Origin of the sequence: Maricurvus nonylphenolicus, from assembly GCF_042854845.1 — a bacterium.
GTDB classification, from domain to species: Bacteria; Pseudomonadota; Gammaproteobacteria; order Pseudomonadales; family Cellvibrionaceae; genus Maricurvus; species Maricurvus nonylphenolicus.
This window is the reverse complement of record NZ_AP031498.1, coordinates 2,793,936-2,817,851: the sequence shown is the minus strand read 5'-3', so window position 1 is coordinate 2,817,851 and position 23,916 is coordinate 2,793,936. Positions and strand designations below refer to the sequence as shown.

Sequence of the window (23,916 nt, the reverse complement as noted above, 5' to 3'; positions counted from 1 at the left end):
GCTGGGGGCTGTGAATGAATCAGGACATACATAAGGAAATCACCGCCAACCTTAATCGTGATTATAAATTTAAACTCTCTGACGATGGGAAGTGGCTGCAACAGGGTGCTTGCCCATCGTGCAAGAAAAATGAACTTTTCACCAACTCTGAAACCCCCTGGGTTTTACGCTGTGGACGTGAAAATAAATGCGGTGATGAGTTTCACGTTAAAGACTTGTACCCCGATGTTTTCGAGAACCTGAGTAAGCGCCACCCAGTAACCACGGAAAACCCCAATGCGACGGCCGATGCTTATCTGGAAACCCGACAGTTAAACAAAGCTAAATTACAGCCCAGCTACCGGCAGGAAAGCTTTTATTCGCGTGATGTAAATGTAGGCACACCCACCGTTCGTTTTTATTTGGATGCGGATAAAACAATCTACTGGGAACGCTTTATCGAGAACGTGGCCAAAATCGGCCGTAAAGCCCACTTTGGAGGGAGTTATAACGGCCTATGGTGGATGCCGCCGCGCATGACCATTGAAGATGGTGACACGGTTTATCTGGATGAAGGCATATTCGATTCCGCCGCCCACTGGGAGAATGGCTACAAATCTACAGCTTTGCTTACCTGCTATAACTACCCTGAGAAAGCGCTGGCCAAATACAAAGATAAGCGCGTTACCTGGGTGTGGGCGCTTGATGGGGACAATGCAGGCCGTAAGAATACGTTGAAATTCGTAAAGCGTATGCGAGAAGAGATTGAAAAGGAAAATCTGCCGTGGAAGGTTGAGGCCGCCCAGATACCGCAGCACCCCAATAGTAAGACCGACTGGAACGACCTGCATAAGCAGAACAGATTAAATGATGAAACCCTAAAAGAGTGCCGTTACAAAGGTGCGTTGTTAATCGCACAACGCTCCAGTGAAAAGGCACTGTTGATATATAACCACGACAACAAGCGCCAGTTCCCGTTTGAATATAAAAATCGCTTATATTGGTTTCAGCTCGATGTAGACAAGTTCCATAAGGAACTCGAACGCCTTGAAGACGAGAATACAGAGCTCACAGAAGATGAGCGCCGCGAAAGGGCACTTACCGATTGTGGCAGCCTTGCGATTATTGCCAACTGCTACCCACAGTTTTTGTATTTTCAGGCCAACAAGATCACCGATGAGAGCTGGTACTACCTGAGAGTCAACTTCCCACATAAGGGGAAAGCGGTTAAAAACACCTTCACCGGTGGCCAGTTATCCAGCTCAAGTGAATTTAAAAAGCGTCTGTTGGCAGTTGCACCTGGTGCTATGTTCACCGGTACCAGTCAGCAGCTAGACGCCATACTTGAGCAAAGAGTATTTAACATTAAAACCGTGGAAACGGTTGACTATATCGGCTACAGCCGCGAACACCGCTCATATATCTACCGTGATGTGGCTATGCGCCAAGGCAAGTTGTATCACCTGAATGATGAAGATTATTTCGATCTAGAAAAACTGGCAGTTAAATCACTTAGCCGATCAACAGATCTGGCCATCAATACCAACGATAAAGACTACACCAACGATTGGGTTGATATGGTATGGCGTTGTTGGGGCGCTCAGGGTTTGGCCGCTGTTGCTTACTGGATGGGCACCTTGTTTGCCGAACAAATCCGCGAGCGCCACGAAAGCTATCCATTCCTTGAGCTGATTGGTGAACCTGGTGCAGGTAAATCAACGCTGTTTGAATTCCTCTGGCGCTTATTCGGCCGAGATGACTACGAAGGAGTAGACCCCAGTAACTCCACGCTTGCGGCTATATCACGTACCTTGTCTCAGGTATCAAATCTACCCGTGGTATTTCTGGAAGGTGACCGCGACAGCGAGAACAGCAAAAACATTGATTGGAACCAATTTAAAACCCTGTATAACGGCCGCAGTCCTCGAGCACGAGGTGTAAAGAACGGCGGTAATGATACCTACGAGCCGCCTTTCCGTGGTGCCCTGGTAATCACCCAGAACGCCACCGTTGATGCAGCAGAGGCCATCCTTCAGCGTATTGTGCACATCAAATTTACCCGCGAAGGCCACAACGAAGATACTCGGCTATTGGCCGAGAGCTTGGCCAGACTGGAAACCGAGCAGGTAAGCGGCTTTCTAGTGAAAACCCTACTCAAAGAAATGCCCATCCTTCAAACCTTCGAAGAGGCCTGCAAGCACTACGAAGGTACATTGATGAAGTTGCCAGAAATTAAAACGGTTCGTATTGGCAAAAATCACGGCCAACTTATGGCGTTGGTGGACTGTCTTAGCCATGTAATACCCGTATCGCCAGAGCAGCGCACAGCCACTAAAAAATTCATTACCCAAATGGCTATCGACCGCCAGCAGGTAATCGGCGGCGACCACCCGAAAGTACAAGAGTTCTGGGAAGTATACGAATTCCTCAACGGCGATGAAGACAACCAACAAATGAATCACAGCCGTAATGGTCAGATCGCCATCAACATGAACCACTTCTACGAAACCGCGCGCGATCGCAAACAGGACTTGCCCTTAATGAAGGACATGAAACGCCTCTTAAAAGATGGCCGCCGCTACAAGTTCGAAGGCATCGATCCTGTTAACTCAGCCATTTTTACCAGTAAGAGCAATCCCAATGCGGGTCGCACGGTGAAGTGCTGGATTTTTAAAGACACTCAAAAGCCCCAAGGGGCTACAGCGTAAGTAAAGGGGTAGGTATGAAAAAGCGTAAGGCATTCAATGCCCGTAAAAAACTGCTAGATAACGTCGTGGGGCTCATTGTCCGTTGGAAGGATAAAAGCCCGCTTATGGATAGCTCAGGGTTTATTGCTGGGGAGGTTACGCACACCAACCCAATTAAGCGTCTGTTTATCCCGGATCTCTATTGTCAAAACAAAGACTGGATCATCAAAGGCCGAGCATTCTATTGGCAGGTCAACATGACCTTGATGTTCGATTACGACAAAAGCGTAGGCCAGGACGAAACCCGCGAATTAATCGCGTTCTGTCCCCTGACGGATATCTCCGATGTGTGCGAAGAACAGTTCAAAGACGCCATGCGCCATGGTGATGAAAAGCGATATACCCACACCGAATTCGAAGTTATCTGTCTGGACAAGAACCCACCCAAGGAAGCAGGGGAGGCAGCCTAATGAATACTCTGGAAAAAGCGATGGATACAGTAATTGATAGTCTCGATGAGCCAATGCCGCCATGGGCTGTTGGTCTTTGTGAAAGCTATATGGAAGTTGGAGCCCAATTATGCACTAGGGATGGTCGCCGAATGGGGAATGCCTTTGTCTCAAGCGTCGAGGCCGGTGTTGCGACCTGTATTACCGATATGGGCAATGTATTTAGATTCACAGAATCCGAGCTAGAGAGCGCGTTTTATCCGCCTGAATGGAAAATGGATGTCTCTGAAGCAACGATAAATCGGCTTGACTCACTTGATGAATACGAGATGCATAATGCGGGCTGGGTTAAGTGCGAGCGAGTAGAGTCTGTCCTCAAAGATATTGAGCGGATAAAAAGCAAGGCGAGCAATAAGTGGTGTCAGTTTGATAGGTTGGCAACTAATGCCATGCAGAAAGGCCAAACTGCGAAGTCAAAGAAACTTAGGCGAATGGCATTAGCAAATTTCGATATATACAAGATGGCATCTCGTATAGAAGAGTCACTCGAAAAACTTGCCTCCAAAGATTATATCTGGTCAACGATTCCATTTTAGGAGGTCATCATGCCAAAGAACATGAGTTTCGCCATGACAATACCGCAAATCAAAGCCCGTACTAAAACCGTTACCCGCCGCTTCGGCTGGTGGCAGCTGAAAGAGGGTGATGTGATTTGCGCCGTAGAAAAGGCCATGGGTTTGAAGAAGGGCGAAAAGGTAGTGCGCCTGGGCATGCTTGGCGTTAAGAGCGTACGCCGTGAAAAGCTAAATGCCATCACACGGGAAGACTGCATTGCAGAAGGGTTTCCAGATATGACGCCAGAGCAGTTTATATCGATGCTATGCAAGCAGTACAACTGCAAGCCAGATCGTATCTGCAATCGTATCGAGTTTGGTTACCTGGGCAATCAACTGCCCATTGAATTTCAATAATAGCTACAGGGGGTAGCGATATGTCATTTCATGATGATTACGAAAACTTCAAAAAGAGCAGTATGTGTATAGGCCACGATATCGACTTTTGCGGTTGTGCCACTCTGAGTGATGACCACTTTGAATACACCGCTCACCATGAACTAAAGGATGGAATTAGACAAATATACTGGTTTATTTTAATTCGCCAAAATCCCGACAATGACGGTGCCAGCTTTGTCAATTTCGACATTCGGCGAGTTGCTGATTGCATGGGGTTCAAAGTGCCAGATGCGGCAGTACGCGGTAAGCATCGTTTGGCATCGTTGTCGCGGTTTCTGATTAAGTGCCAAAAGGTAAACCCGGATATAGATATCTTGACGTTGTTGGTGCGCTCTATGACTAAAGACCAAATTTCCAACGAGGATGATGTCGAGAACCGCTTAAGGGAGGCGCACCCTAATAGTCAGCAGTATGCACTCGGCAGTAACTTGCTGCTAGATGCTGCAGACAAGATTAAACAGCTAAGAATTGCATTATTGGACTGCAATAAAATCCATAACGAATGTATCGGTGGTGGCGGGATTCCTGACTGTATCGACAATGACGGTGGCTTGTATCAATCACAACATCTAGCAAGCCTTATCGATGAAGCGACCAAGTCACTTTAATTTCTGCCTTATAGATTGAGGAATGGACATGCAAATTCAGAAGTTAACAGCGGTAGGCCAAGTCAAAGCACTCGACTTGATCATTACCGAATACAAAGGTATTCCGACGCCATATTTTGCTGAAGAAGTATTGAACCCTGGAACAGATAAGGAAGAGGTTATTGTTGACTCCCGTTACAACAAATATTTCATCACTTCCATGGCTGTAAATGGTAAATCATGGGCAAAGAATACTATTGTGATTCCAGCATTAAAGCGTGACTCAATACCCATGGCTGTACCGGTTGACCCGAGAAACCCGGCTTTACCTAGAATCACCAATTCCATGAAAGCTAACTGTATTGGCGAGTTTTCATGGGAAGAATACGCCCCTTACTACGATGAATTTGGCGAACACCATGATTGCACTGCAGAGAGAGTAGTGCCATGGGATCTATGCAAACGGATTTATCAACGAATGGCCATTGAGGCCTCTAAGTCTCAATAATGTACTACAGGAGTAACTAGCAATGTCGGTAAAGATTGGCCAGAGAGGAACAACTCCGAACTGGATGGATATTGAATGGACTGCTGAAAATCGCCTGCATACAGCGCGAACCATTTACGCATTTAGCTCGCGTGACTGGACTCGCTATCCAGCAGCTACGGCTCATGCGGTTGATGCGGAGCAAGCGGCCCTTTACTGCCTGATCTGCTGTGAAACCAAAACAGAGGCTCAGAACTTTTGGTGGTCAGTCTGTGACGAAGCCGCCGAAGCTCATTAATGTACGGGGATAGCAATGAAAAGATCATTCATGGGCGCAGGGCTTGGCGCTGCAATAGCACTAACAATTAGCGATCCATACATTGAGCCGCCAATCGCCATCAGCGACCAGGCGCAACCAGATCGCAAAAACCGGGTTAGCCAGAAGAAGCGCCGACAGCGCAACCGCTGGAAGCGTTAGGCTTGGTTGACCTTCAAAACTTTTGCAACAGATATGTACCAATAGAAGGAATTGAAAATGAGCAAGACACCCGAGCAAATAAAAGAAGAAATGGACGATCTGCGCCAGCTGATAGACAGTACAGACGATGCTGTTGTAAAGCGGATAGCCTATGAAATGGAGACAGCAATTCGTAGCGTTATCGAGGATGTAGTTGATTGGCCCACCCTGAGCGAGCAGGCAATTGGTGCCGCTTCAATGCTGCGTGATGAGCTTCAAGACGCATAAATGTACAACCAGGGAGCCTAATAGGGTGAGTAAATTTGCAGCAGAAATACGCGATTCTATTTATGCCGAACCGGAAAAATGGAATCCCACCAGAAACAGCTATCGACACAATGGAATTGAAAAGGATGGTGTAAAGGTTTTTGACTACGGCAACACCAAGCTTTTGTCCGTCATTTCAGTAGAGGTTAAAGGGTCTGACGTTAAAACGACCTATAGGGATAGATGGTCATTAGAGAAGGCGGTTTTGTGGTGGTACAAGAATTGTGACGTAAAAGCCTTATTGGCTGGCGAGCCCTATCAATCTTACAGGCGCCCAACACCACCGCCACCACCACCAGGCAAGTAAACACAGGAAACATAGAAAATGGCAGAAGAAGATAAAGAGACAGATTACAACATTGGATACCGGGCCGGCAGCATTGATACAGCCAGCGAGATTGTCAAAAAGGCCGTTGAGGGATTTGAAGATCAGATAACCTTGAAGGAAGCCGAAGTTGAAGTGCTAAAAGCTGAGATTGGGCTGCTAAGAAGGCAGCAGGATTTCATGCAGAGCAAGTTCAAACCTCATTAATGTACAAGGAGATCGCCTATGGATGCGCTCACTATTATTTACCTTTTCGGGTGCTGCATTACCTTCGGAGTTATTGGAGGCATCCGTGACGAGATGGATGGAATTGGAGACATGTTTTGTGTCTTTGCATGGCCAGTCGCCCTGTGTTGCTGGCTGATATATAAGATTGCTTCTGCACTTGTATTTTTGGGCGCAGCCATCAGGGTTCGCTTTAAGTAGCGAATTTGCAAAACACGGGAGCCATAAAATATGAGTCTAAGCGAGAACGATCAAAGGGTGATTGATGCCGCAAAGCGCAGGTTTGTTGAGCTGACAGGCGAGGAGCCTGAAAAGGTGTTCGTCGATACTAAGGAAACCTTAAGCGTCAGAAACGCCGACTACTGCCCAATGTGTGACAGCTTCAGCTGTCGCTGTAACGGATGTTAAACAGGAGATATACAGATGGCAATTTTAGGATTCATAGTTGCTTTTATTGCGCTGGCATTTATCAGCGCCATTGCAGTGATTAACGCATTCTTTGGGGGCCCAGATTTAGGCCCTGCACCAGCAAAAGAGTATATCTGGTTTGGCCCTCTTGTCTGCTTTATAGGCTTGCTTTGGTATGAGGTTCTAGCCAGCGCACCTTTCACAATAATGATGAACTGACCTATAGCTCAGTTCTGTACGGGGATAGCAATGAAAAGATCATTCATGGGCGCAGGGCTTGGCGCTGCAATAGCACTAACAATTAGCGATCCATACATTGAGCCGCCAATCGCCATCAGCGACCAGGCGCAACCAGATCGCAAAAACCGGGTTAGCCAGAAGAAGCGCCGACAGCGCAACCGCTGGAAGCGTTAGGCTTGGTTGACCTTCAAAACTTTTGCAACAGATATGTACACAGGAGGATTAGAAAGTGGAGCATGGCGACACAATCCGATCACTATCAATACAGGGCAAGAACGATGAAATCAAAGCCCTCTTGCTATCCGATCAATCGCGAGAGGTTTATCGATTTGTCTTTGATAAGCGTGAAGCGACGGCGGCCCAGGTGGCCAACAAATTTGATCTGAGCATACAGCATGCATCAGGGATGCTGGCAAAAATGTGGCGGCAAATGTATCTGCGTCGAAGTGAGCAGGCACAAGGGTCAGGCGGTTACGAATGGGTTTATTACCCTTAATCATAAAGCAGTAGAGGTATAAGTAAGTTGGCAGAAGTAGAACCAATCCGCGATTTTGAAGACGTAAAGAGAATGTATAACTGGCTTAAAGTACACGCGTCACCCCGAGAGGCAGAATGCTGGCTCATTGGCTGCAATCTTGCGTTGCGAGCTGGCGATTTGTTGCAGCTCAAGTTTAGCCAGATGAGTGAAAATCACGTGACGATCATTGAGCAGAAAACCGGCAAGAAAAAACAATTCCCTGTGAACAAAGAGGTAAGGCAGGCGCTTGTCAGGCTTCTAGCCTATTACAAAAGCAAAAACTTCAAGCCAACGTACCTTTTTCAATCGACCTCTAACCGGATGAAGGGGCAGCGGAAACCAATCTGTATTCAATGGCTTGGTAAAGCACTTAAAAAGGCTTCCTGGGATCTTGAGCTTGGATACAACGTAAATACCCACACGATGCGTAAAACCTGGGGATTTCAGGCATACGAACGCGGGGAAGACATTCACCACATCCAGGCTCTGTTCAATCACGCAACCTCAAAAGTAACGCTGCGATATATCGGTGTCACCAAGCGGACAATTGAGAATATGTATCACACTAACGCATTGGAGATCGCATAACGCGGTCCCCTCTGTACAAATTGAGCCTTAGAGATGAGGCTCAATAGTATCTAGGAATAGGTGTAGTTTGACTTCGTGTCTAAATATTAATCAGACAAGGATAATGCCGGTGCGCTGGGGGATTTTGTTAATTGATTTAACGGGATTCCCTATGCGCTTACTTCACGGTGATTGCCTCGAATTACTGCCAACCTTGCCTGATAACTCCATCGATCTAATATTGACGGATCCACCTTACTACCGGGTCAAATCTAATGACTGGGATAATCAGTGGGACTCAGAAGTCGATTTTATGCAATGGTGTGAACGGGTGTTAATCGAGTTCTCAAGGGTGTTAAAGCCTACGGGTAGTTTGTATTGGTTTGCTGGACCTTATATGGCTGCAAAATTGGAGCTTTTGATAGGGCAGCATTACCAGGTGCTTAATCATATTGTCTGGGTGAAACGGGCCGGTCGGCATAACGGTTGTAGAAAAGAGGGGCTGCGAAAGTACTTTCCTCAAACTGAACGGGTGATCTTTGCTGAACCTAAACAGGCTGGCAAAGCGCTGAATTCACAGATTAATGCCCAGGCAAAGTATCTGTTTAAGCCGTTGGCTGATTATATGAATAATCTTCGTAAAAGTGCTGGGTTAACGATTTCGGAGTGTGAGTCTATCTGCGGTTCAACCACTGCAGGGCATTATTTCTCTGCGAGTCAATTTCACTTGCCATCACAGCAGAATTTTACAAAGTTGCTCGAGGCATTTGGAAATAGTGAGAAGTACTCAGATTTAGAAGGGCGGTACCGTGACATTCAGTCTGAATTTCTTAATCTGAAAGCCAAGTATGAACACCTCAGGCGGCCATTTGCAGTAACCAAAGATGTGCCCTTCACCGATGTTTGGCATTTCGAGCCTGTAGCATTCTATGAGGGTAAGCACCAGTGCGAGAAGCCCATGGCCCTATTGGAACATATGGTTACTGTAAGCTCTCGACCAGGTGACCGGGTTCTGGATGCGTTTATGGGCTCGGGTAGTACCGGTGATGCGGCTATCAGGCTAAAGCGTGATTTTGTGGGGATTGAGGCAGATGCTGATAACTTTGAAATGGCGGAAGCGAGGATTATGAAAAGTCGAAAAGGTCGCGAACTTCAATCCGAAACACCTGGGCAAGCTTGCTCAGCAGCTCAAAGCGAGGTCCATGAATGCCTCGCTCTATGAAACTAATGGTTTCGACGGATACATCACAACGCTCGGCAAGTTCTTCTTGCGTGAGCTCTTCTTCTATGCGGTACCGCGTTAAATTCTTACCAAACTGCTTTTTTAGCCGTTCGGTGCCGTTGTTAGCCATGTGCCCAACCATCTTTTGTGTTGGCCGGATGGTAGGAAAGATGTAGATTTAGATACACGTAGTTAAACTACGGGTAAGCAATTCTGCCAATGTCGGGGGACTTTATGGCAAATGGTGTAGAGGTGCGTGGCAACAAGCTGCGCATTTACTTCAATTATGAGAATGAAAAGTGTCGTGAGCCGCTGGGGCTTGATAACACGCCAGAAAACAAGGCGTATGCCGCGAGCAAGGTGGCGACTATCCGCCATGAGATACAGGCCGGTAGCTTTGACTATTCTCATCACTTCCCAAACTCTAAGCGGTTGGCCGAATTTACGTTCGGTCATTACCTGCAAATCTGGCTGAAGATCAAAGAGCGCCAGGTTACAGAGAAGACGATCAAAGGTTATGAACGCTGGTGCCGCAACTACATAACCCCTAAGTGGGGTAAAAGACTGATCGAGAAAATAGATACCATCCATATTGAAGACTGGATCAGTGACGACCTGCATAAACTCTCGAGCAAATCGATTAAAGAGATAATGCAGATCATGTCCCAGGTGTTTGACCTGTTCGGCACCCGCAAGCGCAGTCATTACAACCCAACTAAGGCCATTAAGGTGGCTTTGCCAGATGCTGAAGACCCGGATGTTTTTAGCCGCGGGGAGATTGACCGCATCCTCTCGACGCCAAGCGACAGGGATAGCGAAATGAACATGGCCGAATTCTGGCTTTGGACCGGCCCCCGGGCAGCTGAGCTCATGGCCATGGGTTGGGATGCAATTGATCTCGATGCCGGGACCGTGCGCTTTGAAATGGGTGTTGTTGATGGTCAGTACAAGGCAACCAAGAATGTCAGGTCCAGGCGAACGGTTGAACTGCTGGCACCGGCTTTGGAAGCTCTTAAGCGTCAGCATAAGATCACAGGTGAGCGTCCAGCAGTAACGGTTGAAATGATCGGTCGGGACAACAGGACCATCCATAAGGTCACTTTCCGGCCGGTATGGCTTAACACCTACACCGATGAGCCCTACGTTCACATCAAGATCTACAGAGAATACTGGTGGGCCAAACATCTTGAGGCGGCAGAAGTTCGCTACCGAGGGCCAAGCCAATGCCGACATACCTTCATTAGTCAGATGCTGACCATCGGCATGCCGATAAACTGGATTATTGCGCAAGTGGGGCATTCAACAGAGGCAATGATTCGGAAGCACTACGGAACGTTTATTAACGAGGATCAGCCGGTCAGTTTCGCATCAATCGCAGACCGGCATTTGGGGTTTTCAGCTCCAGGTACTAACGGTGAAGCCCAGGACAATCAGTAAGACATAACCCAGCCTTAGCCAGCCCTGAGATACGGGCTGCTCACCTCTGGCGGCGTATTCGGCATAGAGCCACTTGATGAAAGGGGGAGCCAGCGCAGCGCCTGCACCAGCAAATAGAAGGCCACCAGCTTTGGTGGTCATTGCTTCACCCGTCACGAACATGATCAAGCCAATCAGGATCCACGGCCCTGAAAAGACCCACAGCACAGCCGACGATACATTGTCAGCAACTTGTTCAACGACAGAATCTTCACGATTTTGATCTGACATATCACTTTCCCTGTATTTACCTGGTTTAAAAACAAAAAAAGCCGCCATGTGGCAGCTTCATTCAATCTTCTCCAGTCCCAGAGTGGTCCCAATCGCGTCCCGTTTTGACGCCTACCTCTCTGAAAGCCCCGTATGATGCGGGTTTTAATGGCGGTGGGGCAGGGATTCGAACCCTGGGAGCTGTTACACTCAACGGTTTTCAAGACCGCCGCTTTCGACCACTCAGCCACCCCACCGGATAGGCCGTGATTATACATGGCTTTTATCTGGGGACAAGCCCGTAAGCTATTATTTTTTCAGGAAAAATTGATAATTTTACGCTCCGCCGTGGAGGCTGGATGACAGGCAAAAAAATACCCGGCCAGGCCGGGTATTTTATGAGCTATTAAGCTTCGGCAGGTGCCGTCTGTCGCTTAAGTCTCGGGTCATTGGCTGCTCGCTGAAGTGCGCGTGGTGCGCGTTCAATGGCGGCGGGCAATGAGGTATCCAGAGGTTGAGCATCGCTAGCTGCAGCCTGCTCAGTGGTAATGACGGTTTGAGTAACCGGTTTCGGGTTTACTCGTGGGTCATTACTGGCACGTGCAGCTGGTTTAGCTGGCTGGGCCTCAACTTCAGGAGCAGTTTCTGTAACGGCAGGTTCTGAGGTTGTGGTTTCTACAACCTCTGCAGTTACAGTTGCAGGTGCTTCTGGTGCAGGCTCAGCAACAACTGGTGCGACTTCCTCGGCAGGGGCAGGAGCTTCTGCTTTTGGAGCTTCGACTGCTGGTGCTTCAGTTGTTTCTGGCGGTTGTTCTACGGCAGCTGGTTGTGCTGGTGCCGTCTCTGCTGTAGATGCTTCTGTGGAAGCGGCTTGTGGCGCTGCTTCAACTTTGGCTTCTGCTTCAACTGGTTTTGGTCGTTCAGCTTTTTGCTCCTGGGCCTTAGGGGCAGGCTTAGCTTGGGCTACTGGTTTTTCAGTTGGCTTGGCTTCCGCTTTCTGAGGTTCTGCATTAGTAGCCACTTTATCTTGCTGGGCTGCTTGCGGCTTCTCTTCAGGGGTTGGAGCAGGTTTCTCGGCCTTTGGTTTTTGTTGCTTCGCAGGCTTGGTTGCCTGAGCGGTTTGATCCTGGGCAGCTTTTTCCTGGGCGTCGATAGCGTCGGATACCTGAGTATTCAGGTTTTCAACTTCAGCGGTACCCGTTGTTTCCTCGCGACGATTGCGTCGACGCTGTTGAGGGCGTGCTCGCTTGTTGCTCGGACGCTTGGCTGGACGTTGCTCATTGCTGTCGGCATTGTCCTGCTGTTGTTGGCGAGGCTTATTGGATTCAGATTTGTCAGTCTGGTCCTGGCGACGCTCATTGCGGCGGCGATTGCGATTATCGCGCTGTTGCTCGTTACGCTGTTCATCACGTTGCTCGTCACGACGATCTTTGCGAGGCTGATCGCCACGGTTTTTACGATTGTCGTTGCGTGCAGAGTCACGGTTGCTGTCACGGTTATCGCGTTGCTCATCGCGATCGCGACGACCTTCGCCTCCGCGCCCCTCACCACCACGACGGTTGCGATTGCGGTTACGGTTGCGATTACCTTGATTGCGGTTGCGATTGCCACCTCGGTTGCCGCGACGTTGAGTCTTCTTCTCTTCCTCTTTTTCTTCTTCCTTGTCGCCGAAGAGGGCGGTAAAGATACGGCTTAGCAGGCCAGGCTCTTTTTTCTTCTCTTCAGGTTTGGGTGCTGGAGCCGGTTGAGAAGGTGCAATCTGCTGAACAGCAGGTTGTGCCAGTGGTGGTACAGGCTCGGCTTTAGCTTTTGTTTCTTCAGTCGGTAGCTCTTCAGCGCCCTGGGTGATCTTATAGCTGGTTTCCAGGGTGGCGCTGTCGTCATCACGCAGACGCTGAACTTCGAAGTGTGGTGTTACCATTTCGGCATGCGGCACGATGACAACGCGGGTATTGTTACGCGTTTCAATGCTTGAAATGGTTTTACGTTTTTCGTTGAGAAGGTAAGTGGCAACAGGCACAGGAGCAATTGCGCGAATCTCTGCGCTACGCTCTTTTTGCGCTTCTTCTTCAACAAGGCGAAGAATAGACAGTGCCAGAGATTTGGTGCCACGAATGGTGCCTTGACCGCTGCAGCGTGGACATACCTTGGAGGTGGTTTCACCCAGAGATGGGCGCAGACGTTGGCGCGACATTTCCAGTAGACCGAAGCGAGAAATACGGCCGACCTGAACGCGTGCACGGTCCATACCCAGCGCGTCACGCATACGACTTTCTACTTCGCGCTGGTTACGCACTGGCTGCATATCAATGAAGTCGATAACCACCAGGCCACCCATGTCACGCAGGCGCAATTGGCGAGCAATTTCATCGGCGGCTTCAAGGTTGGTTTGCAGGGCGGTTTCTTCGATGCCGCCACCTTTAGTGGCGCGAGAGGAGTTGATGTCGATGGCGATCATGGCCTCAGTAACATCAATCACGATAGAGCCGCCGGAAGGCAGTTTTACTTCGCGTTCGAAAGCAGTCTCAATCTGGCTTTCGATCTGGTAGCGATTAAACAGCGGGGTGTCGTCTTCGTAGAGTTTTACCTTGCTGTGGTAGTTTGGCATTACCTGATTGATAAAGGCGCAGGCCAGATCATAGGCTTCACGATTATCGATAATGACTTCGCCAATGTCCGGGCGCAGGTAGTCACGAATAGCGCGAATAATGACGTTACTTTCCTGGAACAGGAAGTGTGGTGCACTGGTTTTGTCGGATTCTGTTTTGATGGAATCCCACAGTTGTAGCAGGTAGTTTAAATCCCACTGCAGTTCTTCAGCGCTACGACCTACACCAGCGGTACGAACGATAATACCCATGCCGGAAGGTACTTCGATCTTGCTTAACGCATCGCGCAGTTCGGCGCGATCTTCACCGTCGATGCGACGGGAAATGCCGCCAGCACGAGGGTTGTTTGGCATCAGTACCAGGTAGCGACCAGCCAGGCTGATAAAGGTGGTCAGGGCGGCACCTTTGTTGCCACGCTCTTCCTTATCTACTTGTACGATAACTTCCATGCCTTCTTTGACAACATCCTTAATACGGATTTTGCCTTCGATATCTTTAGGCTGTTTGGTGAAGTATTCGCGGGAAATTTCTTTCAGTGGCAGGAAGCCATGACGCTCAGCACCGTAGTCAACAAATGCGGCTTCCAGGCTGGGTTCTACACGAGTAATTTTACCTTTGTAGATGTTGGCTTTCTTTTGTTCGCGGGTGCGATTTTCAATGTCGAGATCGTAAAGCCATTGACCGTCAACAAGTGCTACACGCAACTCTTCAGGTTGAGTTGCATTAATGAGCATTCTTTTCATGCGTTACCTTAAATAATAGGTTTGACACACAAAGAAGACGGGAGGGAATGTCTATGGGAAATGCAGAGATCAGCCTCAAACTCTAACGCTACCCGAGTTCCGCTGTACGGAAGGGCTCGATAGAGCGGCAGTTTGGATAATAAGGCTAACGATAAGAGCACCAAATCAGCAATTTGTAGCTGAATTAAGACCAATTATGGGCCTGTGAGGGAGTAATTGAATCCGCTCGAGATCAGGCGTTGGCCGATTTTAGGTGCTATCGCGCTACTTGTTATCCTCTAACTCAAATTGTGGTGTGCTTTTGGCACGTTACAGTTGACGCGAATAGGGCGTCTATTAGCGAATCTAGTGGGAGAGGGGGCTTACACTCTTTGTGTTAGCTAGGCTATTGGCGCTCGTTTCCCTGGCCCGTATCGAGGTCCGCTAAGTGAGTATCTCTTTCTTGCAAGTTCCTACAAGACAATCCGCCATCTTTTGTTGTGTGCGGTTGTCATTTGGCATATCAATCAGGTGGGTTGGCGTTGTGGCCAACGGCAGCTGATCGTTTATATGCCGCGTGTATTTTGTGCAGATGGAGGTCTTTGCTAATCCTGCTCTTTCTACGAGCCTGTTGGATTGCACCTCAATCTTTGTTGGTCAGCGGTATTCCCTAGCAACACGCCTATCGTTATACAGTGTCCGGGAACCTGCCTGAGGCAACAACAAAGGACTATAGCAATATTCTCTATCTTCTTCAATTATAAGGGGTATTTGGTTATTTGAGCTGGTATCATGCGCCAATGAATAAGCCTCAATCCCCCTCTCAATCTACCTCTTCAGAGCACCAGAAAGTCCGATTTGTCGATATTGACGCCGACCAGGCAGGTCAGCGGGTTGATAATTTTCTGGTTACCTTCCTGAAAGGTGTGCCTAAATCCCGTGTTTACCGCATTCTTCGCAAGGGGGAGGTGAGGGTCAATAAGGGGCGGGTGAAGCCGGAATATAAATTAAAAGCCGGTGATCAGATCAGAGTGCCGCCCATTCGGCAGGCCGAGGCGCCTGTGGCCGCCAAGCCTAGTCAAAGCCTTACCCATACGCTCGAAAATGCCATCCTCTATGAGGATAAAAGCCTGTTAATTATCAACAAGCCTTCTGGTTTAGCCGTTCATGGAGGTAGTGGGGTAAATCTGGGGCTGATTGAGGCCTTGCGACAGATTCGCCCTCAAGACCGTTATTTGGAGCTGGTTCACCGCCTTGATCGTGATACCTCTGGCTGCGTAATGGTAGCCCGTAAGCGCAGTATGTTGCGCTATTTGCAGGATCTGCTGCGTCGGGGGAACAAGCGCGATATCAATAAAACCTATCACGCCCTGGTACAGGGGAGTTGGCCAAATCGTCGTCAGAAGGTTGATGCGCCTTTACGTAAGAGCGAATCACCCGGTGGCGGGCGTATTGTCAGGGTAGATTTAAGTGGCAAGCCTTCGCTGACTCTGTTTAAAGTGTTGCGACGGTTCAGGGACTGCACGCTGGTGGAGGCCAGGCCTATCACCGGGCGTACCCATCAGATTCGCGTACATGCTCAGTCCGTTGGTTGTAGTCTCGTCGGAGATGACAAATATGGCGATGACGATTTTGCCCGACAGATGAAAACGAAGGGAATAGGGCGTTTATGTCTACATGCCGCTAAACTGGAAGTAAGGCTTCCTGACCAGGATCAGATGTTAGTGGTGGAGGCGCCGCTTGATGCAGGCTTGGCAAATGCTATCGATAGGCTTGAGTCTGCGTAAATCTCTCCAGAGCTCAAGGGTTGCATATGCTTATTATCTTTGATTGGGACGGTACCATAAGCGATTCTGCGGACAAGATTATTCGCTGCATGCATCGCGCTGCCGATGAGATGGGGTTACCGGCACTACCTGACAGTGAAATCCAAAATATTATCGGCTTGGGGTTGCCTGAGGTTATCAGCACGCTTTACCCAGAGATCGACTCCGCAGGCATTGATGCCATGTGTGATGAGTATGCCAAGCATTTTATTGCCAGTGATGATCAACCTTCACCTTTATTCCCTTCAGTCGCTGATACCCTTGAAACCCTTAAATCCCAAGGACACACCCTAGCCGTTGCCACGGGCAAAAGTCGTCGCGGGTTAAATCGTGTGTTTGGAAAATCAGAAGTCAGTGGCTTGTTTGATGCGTCACGGTGTGCTGATGAAACGGCCTCAAAACCCCACCCCAAAATGTTGTTCGAGCTGTTAAGTGAGTGCCGGGCGCCGGTAACCAAGGCGATCATGGTGGGGGATACAGAATATGATATGGAAATGGCGGTCAGGGCGAATATGACCCGTGTGGCGGTGACCTACGGTGCTCATGATGTCAGCCGTTTACGTAAATTCGAGCCTGCACTTTGCGTGGACAGGCTCGAAGAGATGCTGGGCTGGATTGAGTCTACGGGTTAGTGGTTAATTGACGCGATCTACTTTCAGGTAGATGTTCAAATCCTGGCTTCGCGATGTACGATAGCTGCGACCAAGCCCTTCATCGTGCTTTTCTTCGGTAATATTGATGCTGCCCAGAGGAATCCATTGCCCCAGCTGTCCTGACACCACGCCTTGGTAGCCCTGAGTTTGGATATTAGGGTTGCGCTTATGTTGCTCTTTTACCTTGTCGTTAGAGACCTTAATTTCAAGGTTGACGCTGTCGTCGCCTACAATGCGTGGCGTGACGTACACGCCCTTAATAACGTCTTTATATTCCTGATCACGGTAGCGATCGTAACCATAACCTTTGCTGGTTGTGTAGGGCACCTGCTGGCCTGTATGGATATAGGCTGGATAACCTTCTGTAGCTCTGACCTGTGATATTCCGCCACTGTTGTTTGTGCCTGTCGAGCGACGAATGGTGACACTGCTGTTTTCGATGCGGGTTGTAATGCCGCCATTGGATTTCGATGTGATGGTTCTGCTGCCGTCATTGCCAATCTTGATTGAGCTGTTGCCGGAGGTGATGACGGTGTTGCTGTTATAGCCCTTGGTGCTTGTGCCGACCCGGTCACCTTGCCTAACGCTAATCATTAGTTGGGCCAAAGGGGTGTCCAGTTCATCTATAAGGACATGCAGCTGGGCAATGTTTTCCGCTGTGGAACGGATAATTAAAGAATTGCCGCTGGCACTGATGGTACTGTTGCGGGCCATATGAGGCCTGATTTGGTCTATTAGGGTCTCCGCAGGGCGATGTTTTAGCGGAATAATTTCAAGTTGCAACTCGGCGGCATAACAGGCGATCGATAAAAAGGCAGCCAACAAAAAGCTGATAGCTTGGTGTAATCGGAGAAGGTTAAAAAGCCTTGTGTTATTCATATATCTTTATCGCTCTACAGTGATAGCTGCCGCAATTCAGCAATGTCGGAACTGTGACGCTGCCAAAGTTCGGTATATTCATCAAGCAAGCCTTGTGCCTCTGCGCGGGCCTCTGGGTCAAAGAACCCCTGATAAACACCGTGTTGATGTTGAAACAGAAGCACCTGACGATCGGCAATAATATAGTTGATCTGCTCATTTTGTGGCTCGAGCTGCAGTTGCCTGATCTGGACTATTGTAGGCAGGCGTTTATGAATCTGAGCTAAACGGTGTGGCGTATTGATTAACAGGTGCGGGTCTTTGACAAGAATATGAATCTGGCAGCGGTTTCTGGCCTCTCGATTAAGCCTGGAGAGTTCAGCGCTTAAATTCTCCAGTCCCCACAGCGTGCTGTCCAGGTCATTACTGAGTATGTTTAGGCTGTATCGACAGTCAGCGAGCAGTTGGCCCAGCCGTTGGCGGAATGCCTCAGGGGAGTCGAGCGATATTCTGCCGCTTTTGTTGCTCATGGCTAATTCTCTCCTGCAGTGTCTTCAGCGATTTGCATGGACTGATGCAAAATACCGGCATCCATAAATGTATCGCCAACAGGGCTAAATCCCAGCTTACGATAAAATGCCTGGGTCTGCACTTGGGCATGTAAAAACAGTGTAGGGTAATTGTTTTGGGTGGCGTACTCGATGATGTAATCCATGAGTTGTTGTCCATAGCCCCGATGTCTAAATTCCTTTTTTACGGCAACGCGACCAATCTGGCCGCTGTTTAGTAGACGAGCACAAGCTGTGACGGTATTGGTTGTCGGATCAATTCCAATAAAATGGGTGGCGTGTTGATCCTGGTTGTCCAACTCATCAGATTCTGGAACCTTCTGCTCAACAATAAACACTTCTCTACGTAAATTGGTTGCCGCAGACGATTCAATTTCCCAGTCAATAATTTTAATTATCATTATTGCTTGTTCAAATCTTGAGGGTTGGGAGCTGTTTGTGAAAGGTACAGAGGATAGGCGCTTAGTCGGCGAGATAAAACACTTCAAATGCCAAGAGCTCAGAAAGCAATTTAGCGTTTATATTGCTTTGCTGTGCCGGGGCCAAATCTTCAAAGGCCAGAACCCTTTTATCACATAGCTGCTTGGCGAAGTCAATTGTGCATGGCTGGCTCTGCCCATCGAAGAAAAGGGTAGCCGTATCCCTGGTTTTATCTTTGATTGAGAAGGCGAGCCTGGCACTGGCGCGACGCTCGAGAACTTGCCCCGCTTGAAGCGCTTCGATGATATCGGCGTAATCGTCTTCATCAAAGTTGTCTGGGGAGGCGTCTTCCTCATATTTAGGGCTTGTCATTAAACGTCCAAACCAGTTACCAAGTTCCTGTGGGTTATCCAGCTGATTTTCAATAATGGCTTTCAGGTTTTCTATTGCTGCTTGGGGGATTTCGCCAGGGTGAGATTCCTCGCTTAAGCTGGTGTCGGTATAGCGTTGATCCTCAGTAAGTTGTGAGGCAATTTCCTGGCTGAATTCGGTAAGAATTTCGCCATGGCTAGGCGCTCTAAAGCCGACAGACATGGTGATGCAGTTGTCATCTTGGGCGATTCCCCAGTGAGCGAGTTGTGGGGGGATATAAAGCATATCGCCTGGGTTTAAGACCCAGTCAGCCTGTGGTTGAGGCTCAAACTGTTGCAGAATATGCAGGGGTGTGTCGTCCAGACACGTAGATCCGGCATCACAGATTTGCCCCAAGCGCCAGTGACGCTGACCTTCGGTTTGTAACAAAAAGACGTCGTACTGATCGAAGTGGGGGCCGACACTGCCACCATCAGGGGCGTAGCTAAACATAATGTCATCGAGGCGCCAGCTGGGTATAAACCTGAAATAGTCGAGCATAGCTTCGACTTCAGGTACCCAGTGATCAACCGCCTGGACTAGCAGCGTCCAGTGCGATTTCGGCATTTTCGAGAAGTGATCTTCCGCAAAAGGCCCACATTGCAGTTCCCAGGCACCAGTTTGGCCTTGCTCAACGATGATGCGTGACTCAACCTCTTCTTCCAGGGCCAGCCCCGCCAGTTCATCAGCTGATATCGGCGATTCCAGTTCTGGAAAAGCATTGCGAATAAGCAGCGGTTTCTTCTGCCAATATTCATTGAGGAAGGTTTGAACGGGGATGTCGCCGAGAAAGGCCAGTGGTTTAGTCATCTGTATTCGCCATATGCAGAAACAAAAACGGCCTGCATAGCAGGCCGTTTGAGGAGTCGAGGGGCGTTATATTGCCTTGGCCTGATCGACAGCGTTACCAATATAGTTGGCAGGCGTCAGATCGCGCATGGCTTGTTTGGCCTCTTCGGGAACATCGAGAGTCTCAACGAAGTTCTGAATCACTTCCTGAGTGATGGCTTGGCCACGGGTCAAGGCTTTTAGCTTCTCGTACGGCTCTTCGATATTGTAGCGACGCATAATGGTCTGAATCGGCTCAGCCAGAACTTCCCAGCTGTTATCCAGGTCTTGTGCCAGACGCTCGCGGTTGATTTCAAGCTTGCTCATGCCCTTCAGGGTAGAGGCGTAAGCGATGGCGCTGTAACCAAAACCCACACCCATGTTGCGCAGCACAGTGGAGTCAGTCAGGTCGCGCTGCCAGCGTGAAACGGGCAGCTTAGTGGCCAGGTGGCTAAATACAGCGTTGGCTATACCCAGGTTACCTTCAGAGTTTTCGAAGTCGATTGGGTTAACCTTGTGCGGCATGGTGGATGAGCCCACTTCGCCGGCAATGGTTTTCTGCTTGAAGTAACCCAGGGAGATATAGCCCCAGATATCGCGATCAAAATCGATCAGGATGGTGTTGAAGCGCGCAATGGCGTCAAACAGCTCGGCGATATAGTCGTGTGGCTCAATCTGGGTGGTATATGGGTTCCAGGTCAGACCCAGGCTCTCAACGAAAACTTGGGCGTTTTCCTGCCAGTCAACCTGCGGGTAGGCGGACAGGTGGGCGTTATAGTTACCTACGGCACCATTGATTTTACCCAGCAGCTCAACTTGTTTCGCTTGCTTAACCTGACGGCGCAGACGAGCTACAACGTTGGCCAGCTCTTTACCAACGGTAGTTGGAGAGGCTGTTTGGCCGTGGGTGCGAGACAGCATAGGGTCAGCGGCAAAGTTTTGCGCCAGATCGGCAATGCCATCAACAATTTGCTGCATTTGCGCGATCAGGGTTTCGCGGCCAGCTTTCAGCATCAGGGCATGGGAAAGGTTGTTGATGTCTTCAGAGGTACAGGCAAAGTGTACAAACTCTTTAACCACTTCCAGCTCTTCGTTGCTACCGAACTGCTCTTTAATAAAGTACTCAACCGCTTTTACGTCGTGGTTGGTGGTGGATTCGATTTCCTTGATGCGGGCAGCGTGGTCAACGTTAAAGTTGTCGACAATAGCGTCAAGCTGGGCGTTGGTGGCCTCGCTGAATGGGGCTACTTCGGCAATGCCTGCGTGCTCTGCCAGGCGCTGCAGCCAGCGAATTTCAACTTCAACACGGGCGCGAATCAGGCCAAATTCACTGAAAATGCCACGATAATCGGCAGTTTTGCTGCCATAACGGCCATCAATTGGGGACACTGCGGTAAGTGCGGAAAGATCCATAATGTAAACCGGTCATTGGGTTGGGTAAAAGACAGGGCTTAGCAATACGGCTATAGCCCTTGAAACGGCGCGCATCATACCTGAAAAACAGGCTAAATTCAGCTAGCTTCTTAGTAGATTGTCGGCTGTCAGAGCCAGCTTTTTGCGGCTAAGGATCATTTGCAGGCGTGTGCCGCCCACCTGGCGCCACAGGGTGGCACTGCGAACGCCGGAAAACAGCAGGGCACGCACCTGGGCAGCAATGCGCTCTTGCTGCAGGTAGGTGAAGTCGCCAACTACCTGGATGCGGAAGCGGAAGCTACTGAGGGTATCCGTATAGATGCTGGCCAGGTTGGAAATCACATTGTCATGGGTAACGCCAAAATGCTCGGCCTGATGATTGGCTTGTTGCAAACGTTGGCCGATCAGAGCTTGCATATCCTTATTGTTGCTGAGTTTCTTTTGGATATGCAGGATACCAAGAACATAGCGCAGAGTATCCGGGTATTCGCGATTTTGGTGGTGATGTAACAGGTCGGCCATGACTTTTAGGCCGTGCTCAATATTGTTCAGATCATTGCCATACACGGCTAGGGTCGAATCCGGGTTTTGAACAAATAGTGTATTAATACACGCTTCAAAGGGCTGCGAGGGGATGTAGCCAGTTTTCGCCAGTTGTTCGACCAGGGCGGCAGCTTGGAATATACCGCCCATAGCGGCTGCAATATCTCGGAAATCTTTGCTCAAAATACTCGTCTCGAATGGCTCGAATTAATGCTTATAGGAAAAGTCACTTACACTGCATTTGAGGCAGCATCAGAGGATTGTGCAGTACGTTTGGATATGGCGGCTTCAATGACAGCGCCGCCCATACAGATATCATCCTGGTAGAACACTACGGACTGGCCAGGGGTCACCGCGCGCTGGGGTTCATCAAACTCAACATTGAGTCCGGATTCAGTAATGTTAACCGTGCAGACCTGATCGGCTTGGCGATAGCGAGTTTTAGCGGTGCAGCGAAAGGTTTTTTCTGCTGGCGCGCCGTTGATCCAGTGGGGGGCAGAAGCCAACAGGGAATCACTGAACAACAGTGGATGATCCGTGCCTTGAGCCGCAACCAGTACATTGCGATCCAGATCCTTTTCAACCACAAACCATGGGGCTTCGCTGGCACCTTTAACGCCGCCAATACCCAGCCCCTGGCGCTGACCTATGGTGTGATACATAAGGCCTGAGTGTTTGCCAATGACTGTGCCATCCGGGGTTTGTATCTCGCCGGGTTGGGCTGGCAAATACTGCTCGAGAAAGTCTTTAAAACGGCGCTCGCCGATAAAGCAGATACCGGTACTGTCTTTTTTGTTGTGGGTGATCAGGTCGAACTCTTCTGCCAGGCGGCGGACTTCAGGTTTTTCCAGCTCACCAACAGGAAACAGGGTTTTGGCAAATTCATCTTCACCCACGGCATGAAGGAAATAGCTTTGGTCTTTATTGCCATCCAGGCCTTTAAGCAAGTGAGTGTGGCCATCGCGATCAGCACGGCGTACGTAATGGCCGGTGGCGATCAGCTCAGCTCCGAGCATCTGGGCGTATTCCAGAAACACCTTGAACTTGATTTCTCGGTTACAGAGGATGTCCGGGTTGGGGGTTCTGCCAGCCTTGTACTCTTCCAGGAAGTGCTCAAAGACATTGTCCCAATATTCGGCGGCAAAGTTAGCTGTGTGCAGTTTAATGCCCAGTTTTTGGCAGACGGCTTCAGCATCAGCCAAGTCAGCCTTGGCGGTGCAGTATTCAGTGCCGTCGTCCTCATCCCAGTTTTTCATAAACAGGCCTTCTACCTGGTAGCCTTGCTGTTGTAGCAGAAGGGCTGATACCGAGGAGTCGACACCGCCGGACATGCCGACAATGACTTTTTGGCTTGAAACAGGTGTTGGGCTGGATGACTCGTTACTCATGAATACCGCTACTTTAGGACTCTGTCACTGACTATGGTGCAAATTAGGCGCACATTCTACCTGTGCTCGTAAATGAGATCCAACGGATAGGTTTTGCCAGCTCTGTAGTCTTCAATAACCTTAAGGACAATAGGGCTTCGCAGTTCATTGACACGATCGCGAATTTCTTCGTATGTCAGCCATACAGCGGCTTCGATACCCTGGTCGAGTGGTTGGTCCTGGTTATGGCTTAAGGCTTTGGCTGCCAGGGTGTTACGGATATAACTTATGCCGTTAGGGGCATGGTAGACACTGACGCCGACAAATGCCGAAGGCTCTACTTTCCAGCCCGTTTCTTCCTGGGTTTCTCTGATAGCTGCAGCGACGATGGATTCACCTGTTTCGATATGGCCTGCCGGCTGGTTGTAGACCAGTCGACCTTTGCTGTACTCGTGGACCAGTAGGAATTTGCCATCCTGTTCAACTATCGTGGCAACTGTGGCGTGCGGTAGCTCTGGCAT

General features: G+C 49.3%; 31 protein-coding genes and 1 tRNA gene. 20 read left to right on the top strand and 12 right to left on the bottom strand.

Annotated elements, in window-relative coordinates; all coding sequences use genetic code 11:
• The first annotated feature begins 14 nt into the window (after positions 1 to 14).
• The 17 genes from ACGHZ6_RS12205 (at position 15) to ACGHZ6_RS12125 (ending at position 9,490) form a co-directional block, all read left to right on the top strand.
• Positions 15 to 2,687 carry a toprim domain-containing protein gene (locus tag ACGHZ6_RS12205; protein ID WP_390614238.1) on the top strand — a complete coding sequence of 891 codons (2,673 nt, stop codon included), beginning with the start codon at positions 15 to 17 and terminating at the stop codon, positions 2,685 to 2,687.
• Positions 2,688 to 2,701: 14 nt separating this feature from the next.
• Positions 2,702 to 3,136, top strand: coding sequence for a hypothetical protein (locus tag ACGHZ6_RS12200; protein ID WP_390614237.1), 435 nt, complete (start codon positions 2,702 to 2,704; stop codon positions 3,134 to 3,136).
• The gene (locus ACGHZ6_RS12195) at positions 3,136 to 3,711 is read left to right on the top strand and encodes a hypothetical protein (protein ID WP_390614236.1); all 576 of its coding nucleotides are present in this window, start codon (positions 3,136 to 3,138) and stop codon (positions 3,709 to 3,711) included. Before ACGHZ6_RS12200 ends, ACGHZ6_RS12195 begins: the two co-directional genes overlap by 1 nt.
• Positions 3,712 to 3,720: 9 nt before the next feature.
• Complete coding sequence (locus ACGHZ6_RS12190; RefSeq protein ID WP_390614235.1) at positions 3,721 to 4,086, top strand: hypothetical protein; 366 nt, start codon at positions 3,721 to 3,723, stop codon at positions 4,084 to 4,086.
• 20 nt (positions 4,087 to 4,106) lie between these two features.
• Positions 4,107 to 4,736, top strand: a complete 630-nt coding sequence (locus ACGHZ6_RS12185) for a hypothetical protein (RefSeq protein ID WP_390614234.1) — start codon at positions 4,107 to 4,109, stop codon at positions 4,734 to 4,736.
• Positions 4,737 to 4,764: 28 nt separating this feature from the next.
• Positions 4,765 to 5,223, top strand: a complete 459-nt coding sequence (locus tag ACGHZ6_RS12180) for a hypothetical protein (RefSeq protein WP_390614233.1) — start codon at positions 4,765 to 4,767, stop codon at positions 5,221 to 5,223.
• Between the two features lie 22 nt (positions 5,224 to 5,245).
• Complete coding sequence (locus ACGHZ6_RS12175; RefSeq protein ID WP_390619135.1) at positions 5,246 to 5,500, top strand: hypothetical protein; 255 nt, start codon at positions 5,246 to 5,248, stop codon at positions 5,498 to 5,500.
• Between the two features lie 15 nt (positions 5,501 to 5,515).
• Positions 5,516 to 5,680 carry a hypothetical protein gene (locus ACGHZ6_RS12170; RefSeq protein WP_390619129.1) on the top strand — a complete coding sequence of 55 codons (165 nt, stop codon included), beginning with the start codon at positions 5,516 to 5,518 and terminating at the stop codon, positions 5,678 to 5,680.
• Between the two features lie 57 nt (positions 5,681 to 5,737).
• Positions 5,738 to 5,947: a hypothetical protein gene (locus ACGHZ6_RS12165; RefSeq protein WP_390619134.1), complete on the top strand. Its 210-nt coding sequence runs from the start codon at positions 5,738 to 5,740 to the stop codon at positions 5,945 to 5,947.
• A gap of 25 nt (positions 5,948 to 5,972) precedes the next feature.
• Entirely contained in the window at positions 5,973 to 6,293 is a 321-nt protein-coding gene (locus tag ACGHZ6_RS12160) for a hypothetical protein (RefSeq protein ID WP_390619133.1), read from the top strand.
• 18 nt (positions 6,294 to 6,311) lie between these two features.
• Positions 6,312 to 6,518: a hypothetical protein gene (locus ACGHZ6_RS12155; protein ID WP_390619132.1), complete on the top strand. Its 207-nt coding sequence runs from the start codon at positions 6,312 to 6,314 to the stop codon at positions 6,516 to 6,518.
• Positions 6,519 to 6,767: 249 nt separating this feature from the next.
• Positions 6,768 to 6,944 (top strand): hypothetical protein, encoded by a 177-nt coding sequence (locus ACGHZ6_RS12150; RefSeq protein WP_390619131.1) that lies wholly within the window; start codon positions 6,768 to 6,770, stop codon positions 6,942 to 6,944.
• 15 nt (positions 6,945 to 6,959) lie between these two features.
• A complete protein-coding gene (locus tag ACGHZ6_RS12145; protein ID WP_390619130.1) occupies positions 6,960 to 7,163 on the top strand; it encodes a hypothetical protein in 204 nt (67 codons plus the stop codon).
• 30 nt (positions 7,164 to 7,193) lie between these two features.
• A complete protein-coding gene (locus ACGHZ6_RS12140; protein ID WP_390619129.1) occupies positions 7,194 to 7,358 on the top strand; it encodes a hypothetical protein in 165 nt (54 codons plus the stop codon).
• 55 nt (positions 7,359 to 7,413) lie between these two features.
• Positions 7,414 to 7,680, top strand: a complete 267-nt coding sequence (locus ACGHZ6_RS12135) for a hypothetical protein (RefSeq protein ID WP_390619128.1) — start codon at positions 7,414 to 7,416, stop codon at positions 7,678 to 7,680.
• A 27-nt stretch (positions 7,681 to 7,707) separates the two neighbouring features.
• Positions 7,708 to 8,289: a tyrosine-type recombinase/integrase gene (locus ACGHZ6_RS12130; protein ID WP_390619127.1), complete on the top strand. Its 582-nt coding sequence runs from the start codon at positions 7,708 to 7,710 to the stop codon at positions 8,287 to 8,289.
• Between the two features lie 109 nt (positions 8,290 to 8,398).
• The gene (locus tag ACGHZ6_RS12125) at positions 8,399 to 9,490 is read left to right on the top strand and encodes a DNA-methyltransferase (RefSeq protein ID WP_390619126.1); all 1,092 of its coding nucleotides are present in this window, start codon (positions 8,399 to 8,401) and stop codon (positions 9,488 to 9,490) included.
• Here the strand turns inward: ACGHZ6_RS12125 and ACGHZ6_RS12120 are convergent.
• Positions 9,393 to 9,620, bottom strand: a complete 228-nt coding sequence (locus ACGHZ6_RS12120; RefSeq protein WP_390619125.1) for a helix-turn-helix transcriptional regulator — start codon at positions 9,618 to 9,620, stop codon at positions 9,393 to 9,395. The two genes, ACGHZ6_RS12125 and ACGHZ6_RS12120, sit on opposite strands and share 98 nt — an antisense overlap.
• A 104-nt stretch (positions 9,621 to 9,724) precedes the next feature.
• Here ACGHZ6_RS12120 and ACGHZ6_RS12115 point away from each other — a divergent pair, with 104 nt between their 5' ends.
• Positions 9,725 to 10,927: an Arm DNA-binding domain-containing protein gene (locus ACGHZ6_RS12115; RefSeq protein WP_390619124.1), complete on the top strand. Its 1,203-nt coding sequence runs from the start codon at positions 9,725 to 9,727 to the stop codon at positions 10,925 to 10,927.
• On the opposite strand, the gene ACGHZ6_RS12110 is transcribed toward ACGHZ6_RS12115, so the two are convergent.
• From ACGHZ6_RS12110 to rne, 3 genes are all read right to left on the bottom strand, one after another.
• Complete coding sequence (locus ACGHZ6_RS12110; RefSeq protein ID WP_390619123.1) at positions 10,886 to 11,197, bottom strand: hypothetical protein; 312 nt, start codon at positions 11,195 to 11,197, stop codon at positions 10,886 to 10,888. The genes ACGHZ6_RS12115 and ACGHZ6_RS12110 overlap by 42 nt on opposite strands.
• 148 nt (positions 11,198 to 11,345) lie before the next feature.
• Positions 11,346 to 11,433 (bottom strand) — tRNA-Ser (locus tag ACGHZ6_RS12105).
• A gap of 149 nt (positions 11,434 to 11,582) precedes the next feature.
• Entirely contained in the window at positions 11,583 to 14,528 is a 2,946-nt protein-coding gene (gene rne / locus ACGHZ6_RS12100) for a ribonuclease E (RefSeq protein WP_390619122.1), read from the bottom strand.
• 779 nt (positions 14,529 to 15,307) lie between these two features.
• Between rne and rluC the strand changes: the two genes are divergently transcribed.
• Together rluC and ACGHZ6_RS12090 are read left to right on the top strand one after the other, a co-directional pair.
• Positions 15,308 to 16,294, top strand: a complete 987-nt coding sequence (rluC, locus tag ACGHZ6_RS12095) for a 23S rRNA pseudouridine(955/2504/2580) synthase RluC (protein WP_390619121.1) — start codon at positions 15,308 to 15,310, stop codon at positions 16,292 to 16,294.
• 26 nt (positions 16,295 to 16,320) lie between these two features.
• Entirely contained in the window at positions 16,321 to 16,965 is a 645-nt protein-coding gene (locus tag ACGHZ6_RS12090) for an HAD-IA family hydrolase (RefSeq protein ID WP_390619120.1), read from the top strand.
• Positions 16,966 to 16,968: 3 nt separating this feature from the next.
• Here the strand turns inward: ACGHZ6_RS12090 and ACGHZ6_RS12085 are convergent, their stop codons facing one another.
• The 8 genes from ACGHZ6_RS12085 to ACGHZ6_RS12050 all read right to left on the bottom strand — a co-directional run bounded on the left by ACGHZ6_RS12085 (position 16,969) and on the right by ACGHZ6_RS12050 (position 23,916).
• Entirely contained in the window at positions 16,969 to 17,865 is an 897-nt protein-coding gene (locus tag ACGHZ6_RS12085; protein ID WP_390619119.1) for a secretin N-terminal domain-containing protein, read from the bottom strand.
• A 14-nt stretch (positions 17,866 to 17,879) separates the two neighbouring features.
• Positions 17,880 to 18,374: a hypothetical protein gene (locus tag ACGHZ6_RS12080; protein WP_390619118.1), complete on the bottom strand. Its 495-nt coding sequence runs from the start codon at positions 18,372 to 18,374 to the stop codon at positions 17,880 to 17,882.
• Between the two features lie 2 nt (positions 18,375 to 18,376).
• Positions 18,377 to 18,814 (bottom strand): GNAT family N-acetyltransferase, encoded by a 438-nt coding sequence (locus ACGHZ6_RS12075; RefSeq protein WP_390619117.1) that lies wholly within the window; start codon positions 18,812 to 18,814, stop codon positions 18,377 to 18,379.
• Between the two features lie 61 nt (positions 18,815 to 18,875).
• Positions 18,876 to 20,054, bottom strand: coding sequence for a JmjC domain-containing protein (locus tag ACGHZ6_RS12070; protein ID WP_390619116.1), 1,179 nt, complete (start codon positions 20,052 to 20,054; stop codon positions 18,876 to 18,878).
• Between the two features lie 66 nt (positions 20,055 to 20,120).
• Positions 20,121 to 21,485, bottom strand: coding sequence for an adenylosuccinate lyase (gene purB / locus ACGHZ6_RS12065; protein ID WP_390619115.1), 1,365 nt, complete (start codon positions 21,483 to 21,485; stop codon positions 20,121 to 20,123).
• Positions 21,486 to 21,587: 102 nt separating this feature from the next.
• Positions 21,588 to 22,211 (bottom strand): high frequency lysogenization protein HflD, encoded by a 624-nt coding sequence (gene hflD / locus ACGHZ6_RS12060; RefSeq protein ID WP_390619114.1) that lies wholly within the window; start codon positions 22,209 to 22,211, stop codon positions 21,588 to 21,590.
• 47 nt (positions 22,212 to 22,258) lie between these two features.
• Positions 22,259 to 23,416, bottom strand: coding sequence for a tRNA 2-thiouridine(34) synthase MnmA (mnmA, locus tag ACGHZ6_RS12055; protein ID WP_390619113.1), 1,158 nt, complete (start codon positions 23,414 to 23,416; stop codon positions 22,259 to 22,261).
• A 56-nt stretch (positions 23,417 to 23,472) separates the two neighbouring features.
• A complete protein-coding gene (locus tag ACGHZ6_RS12050; protein ID WP_390619112.1) occupies positions 23,473 to 23,916 on the bottom strand; it encodes an NUDIX hydrolase in 444 nt (147 codons plus the stop codon).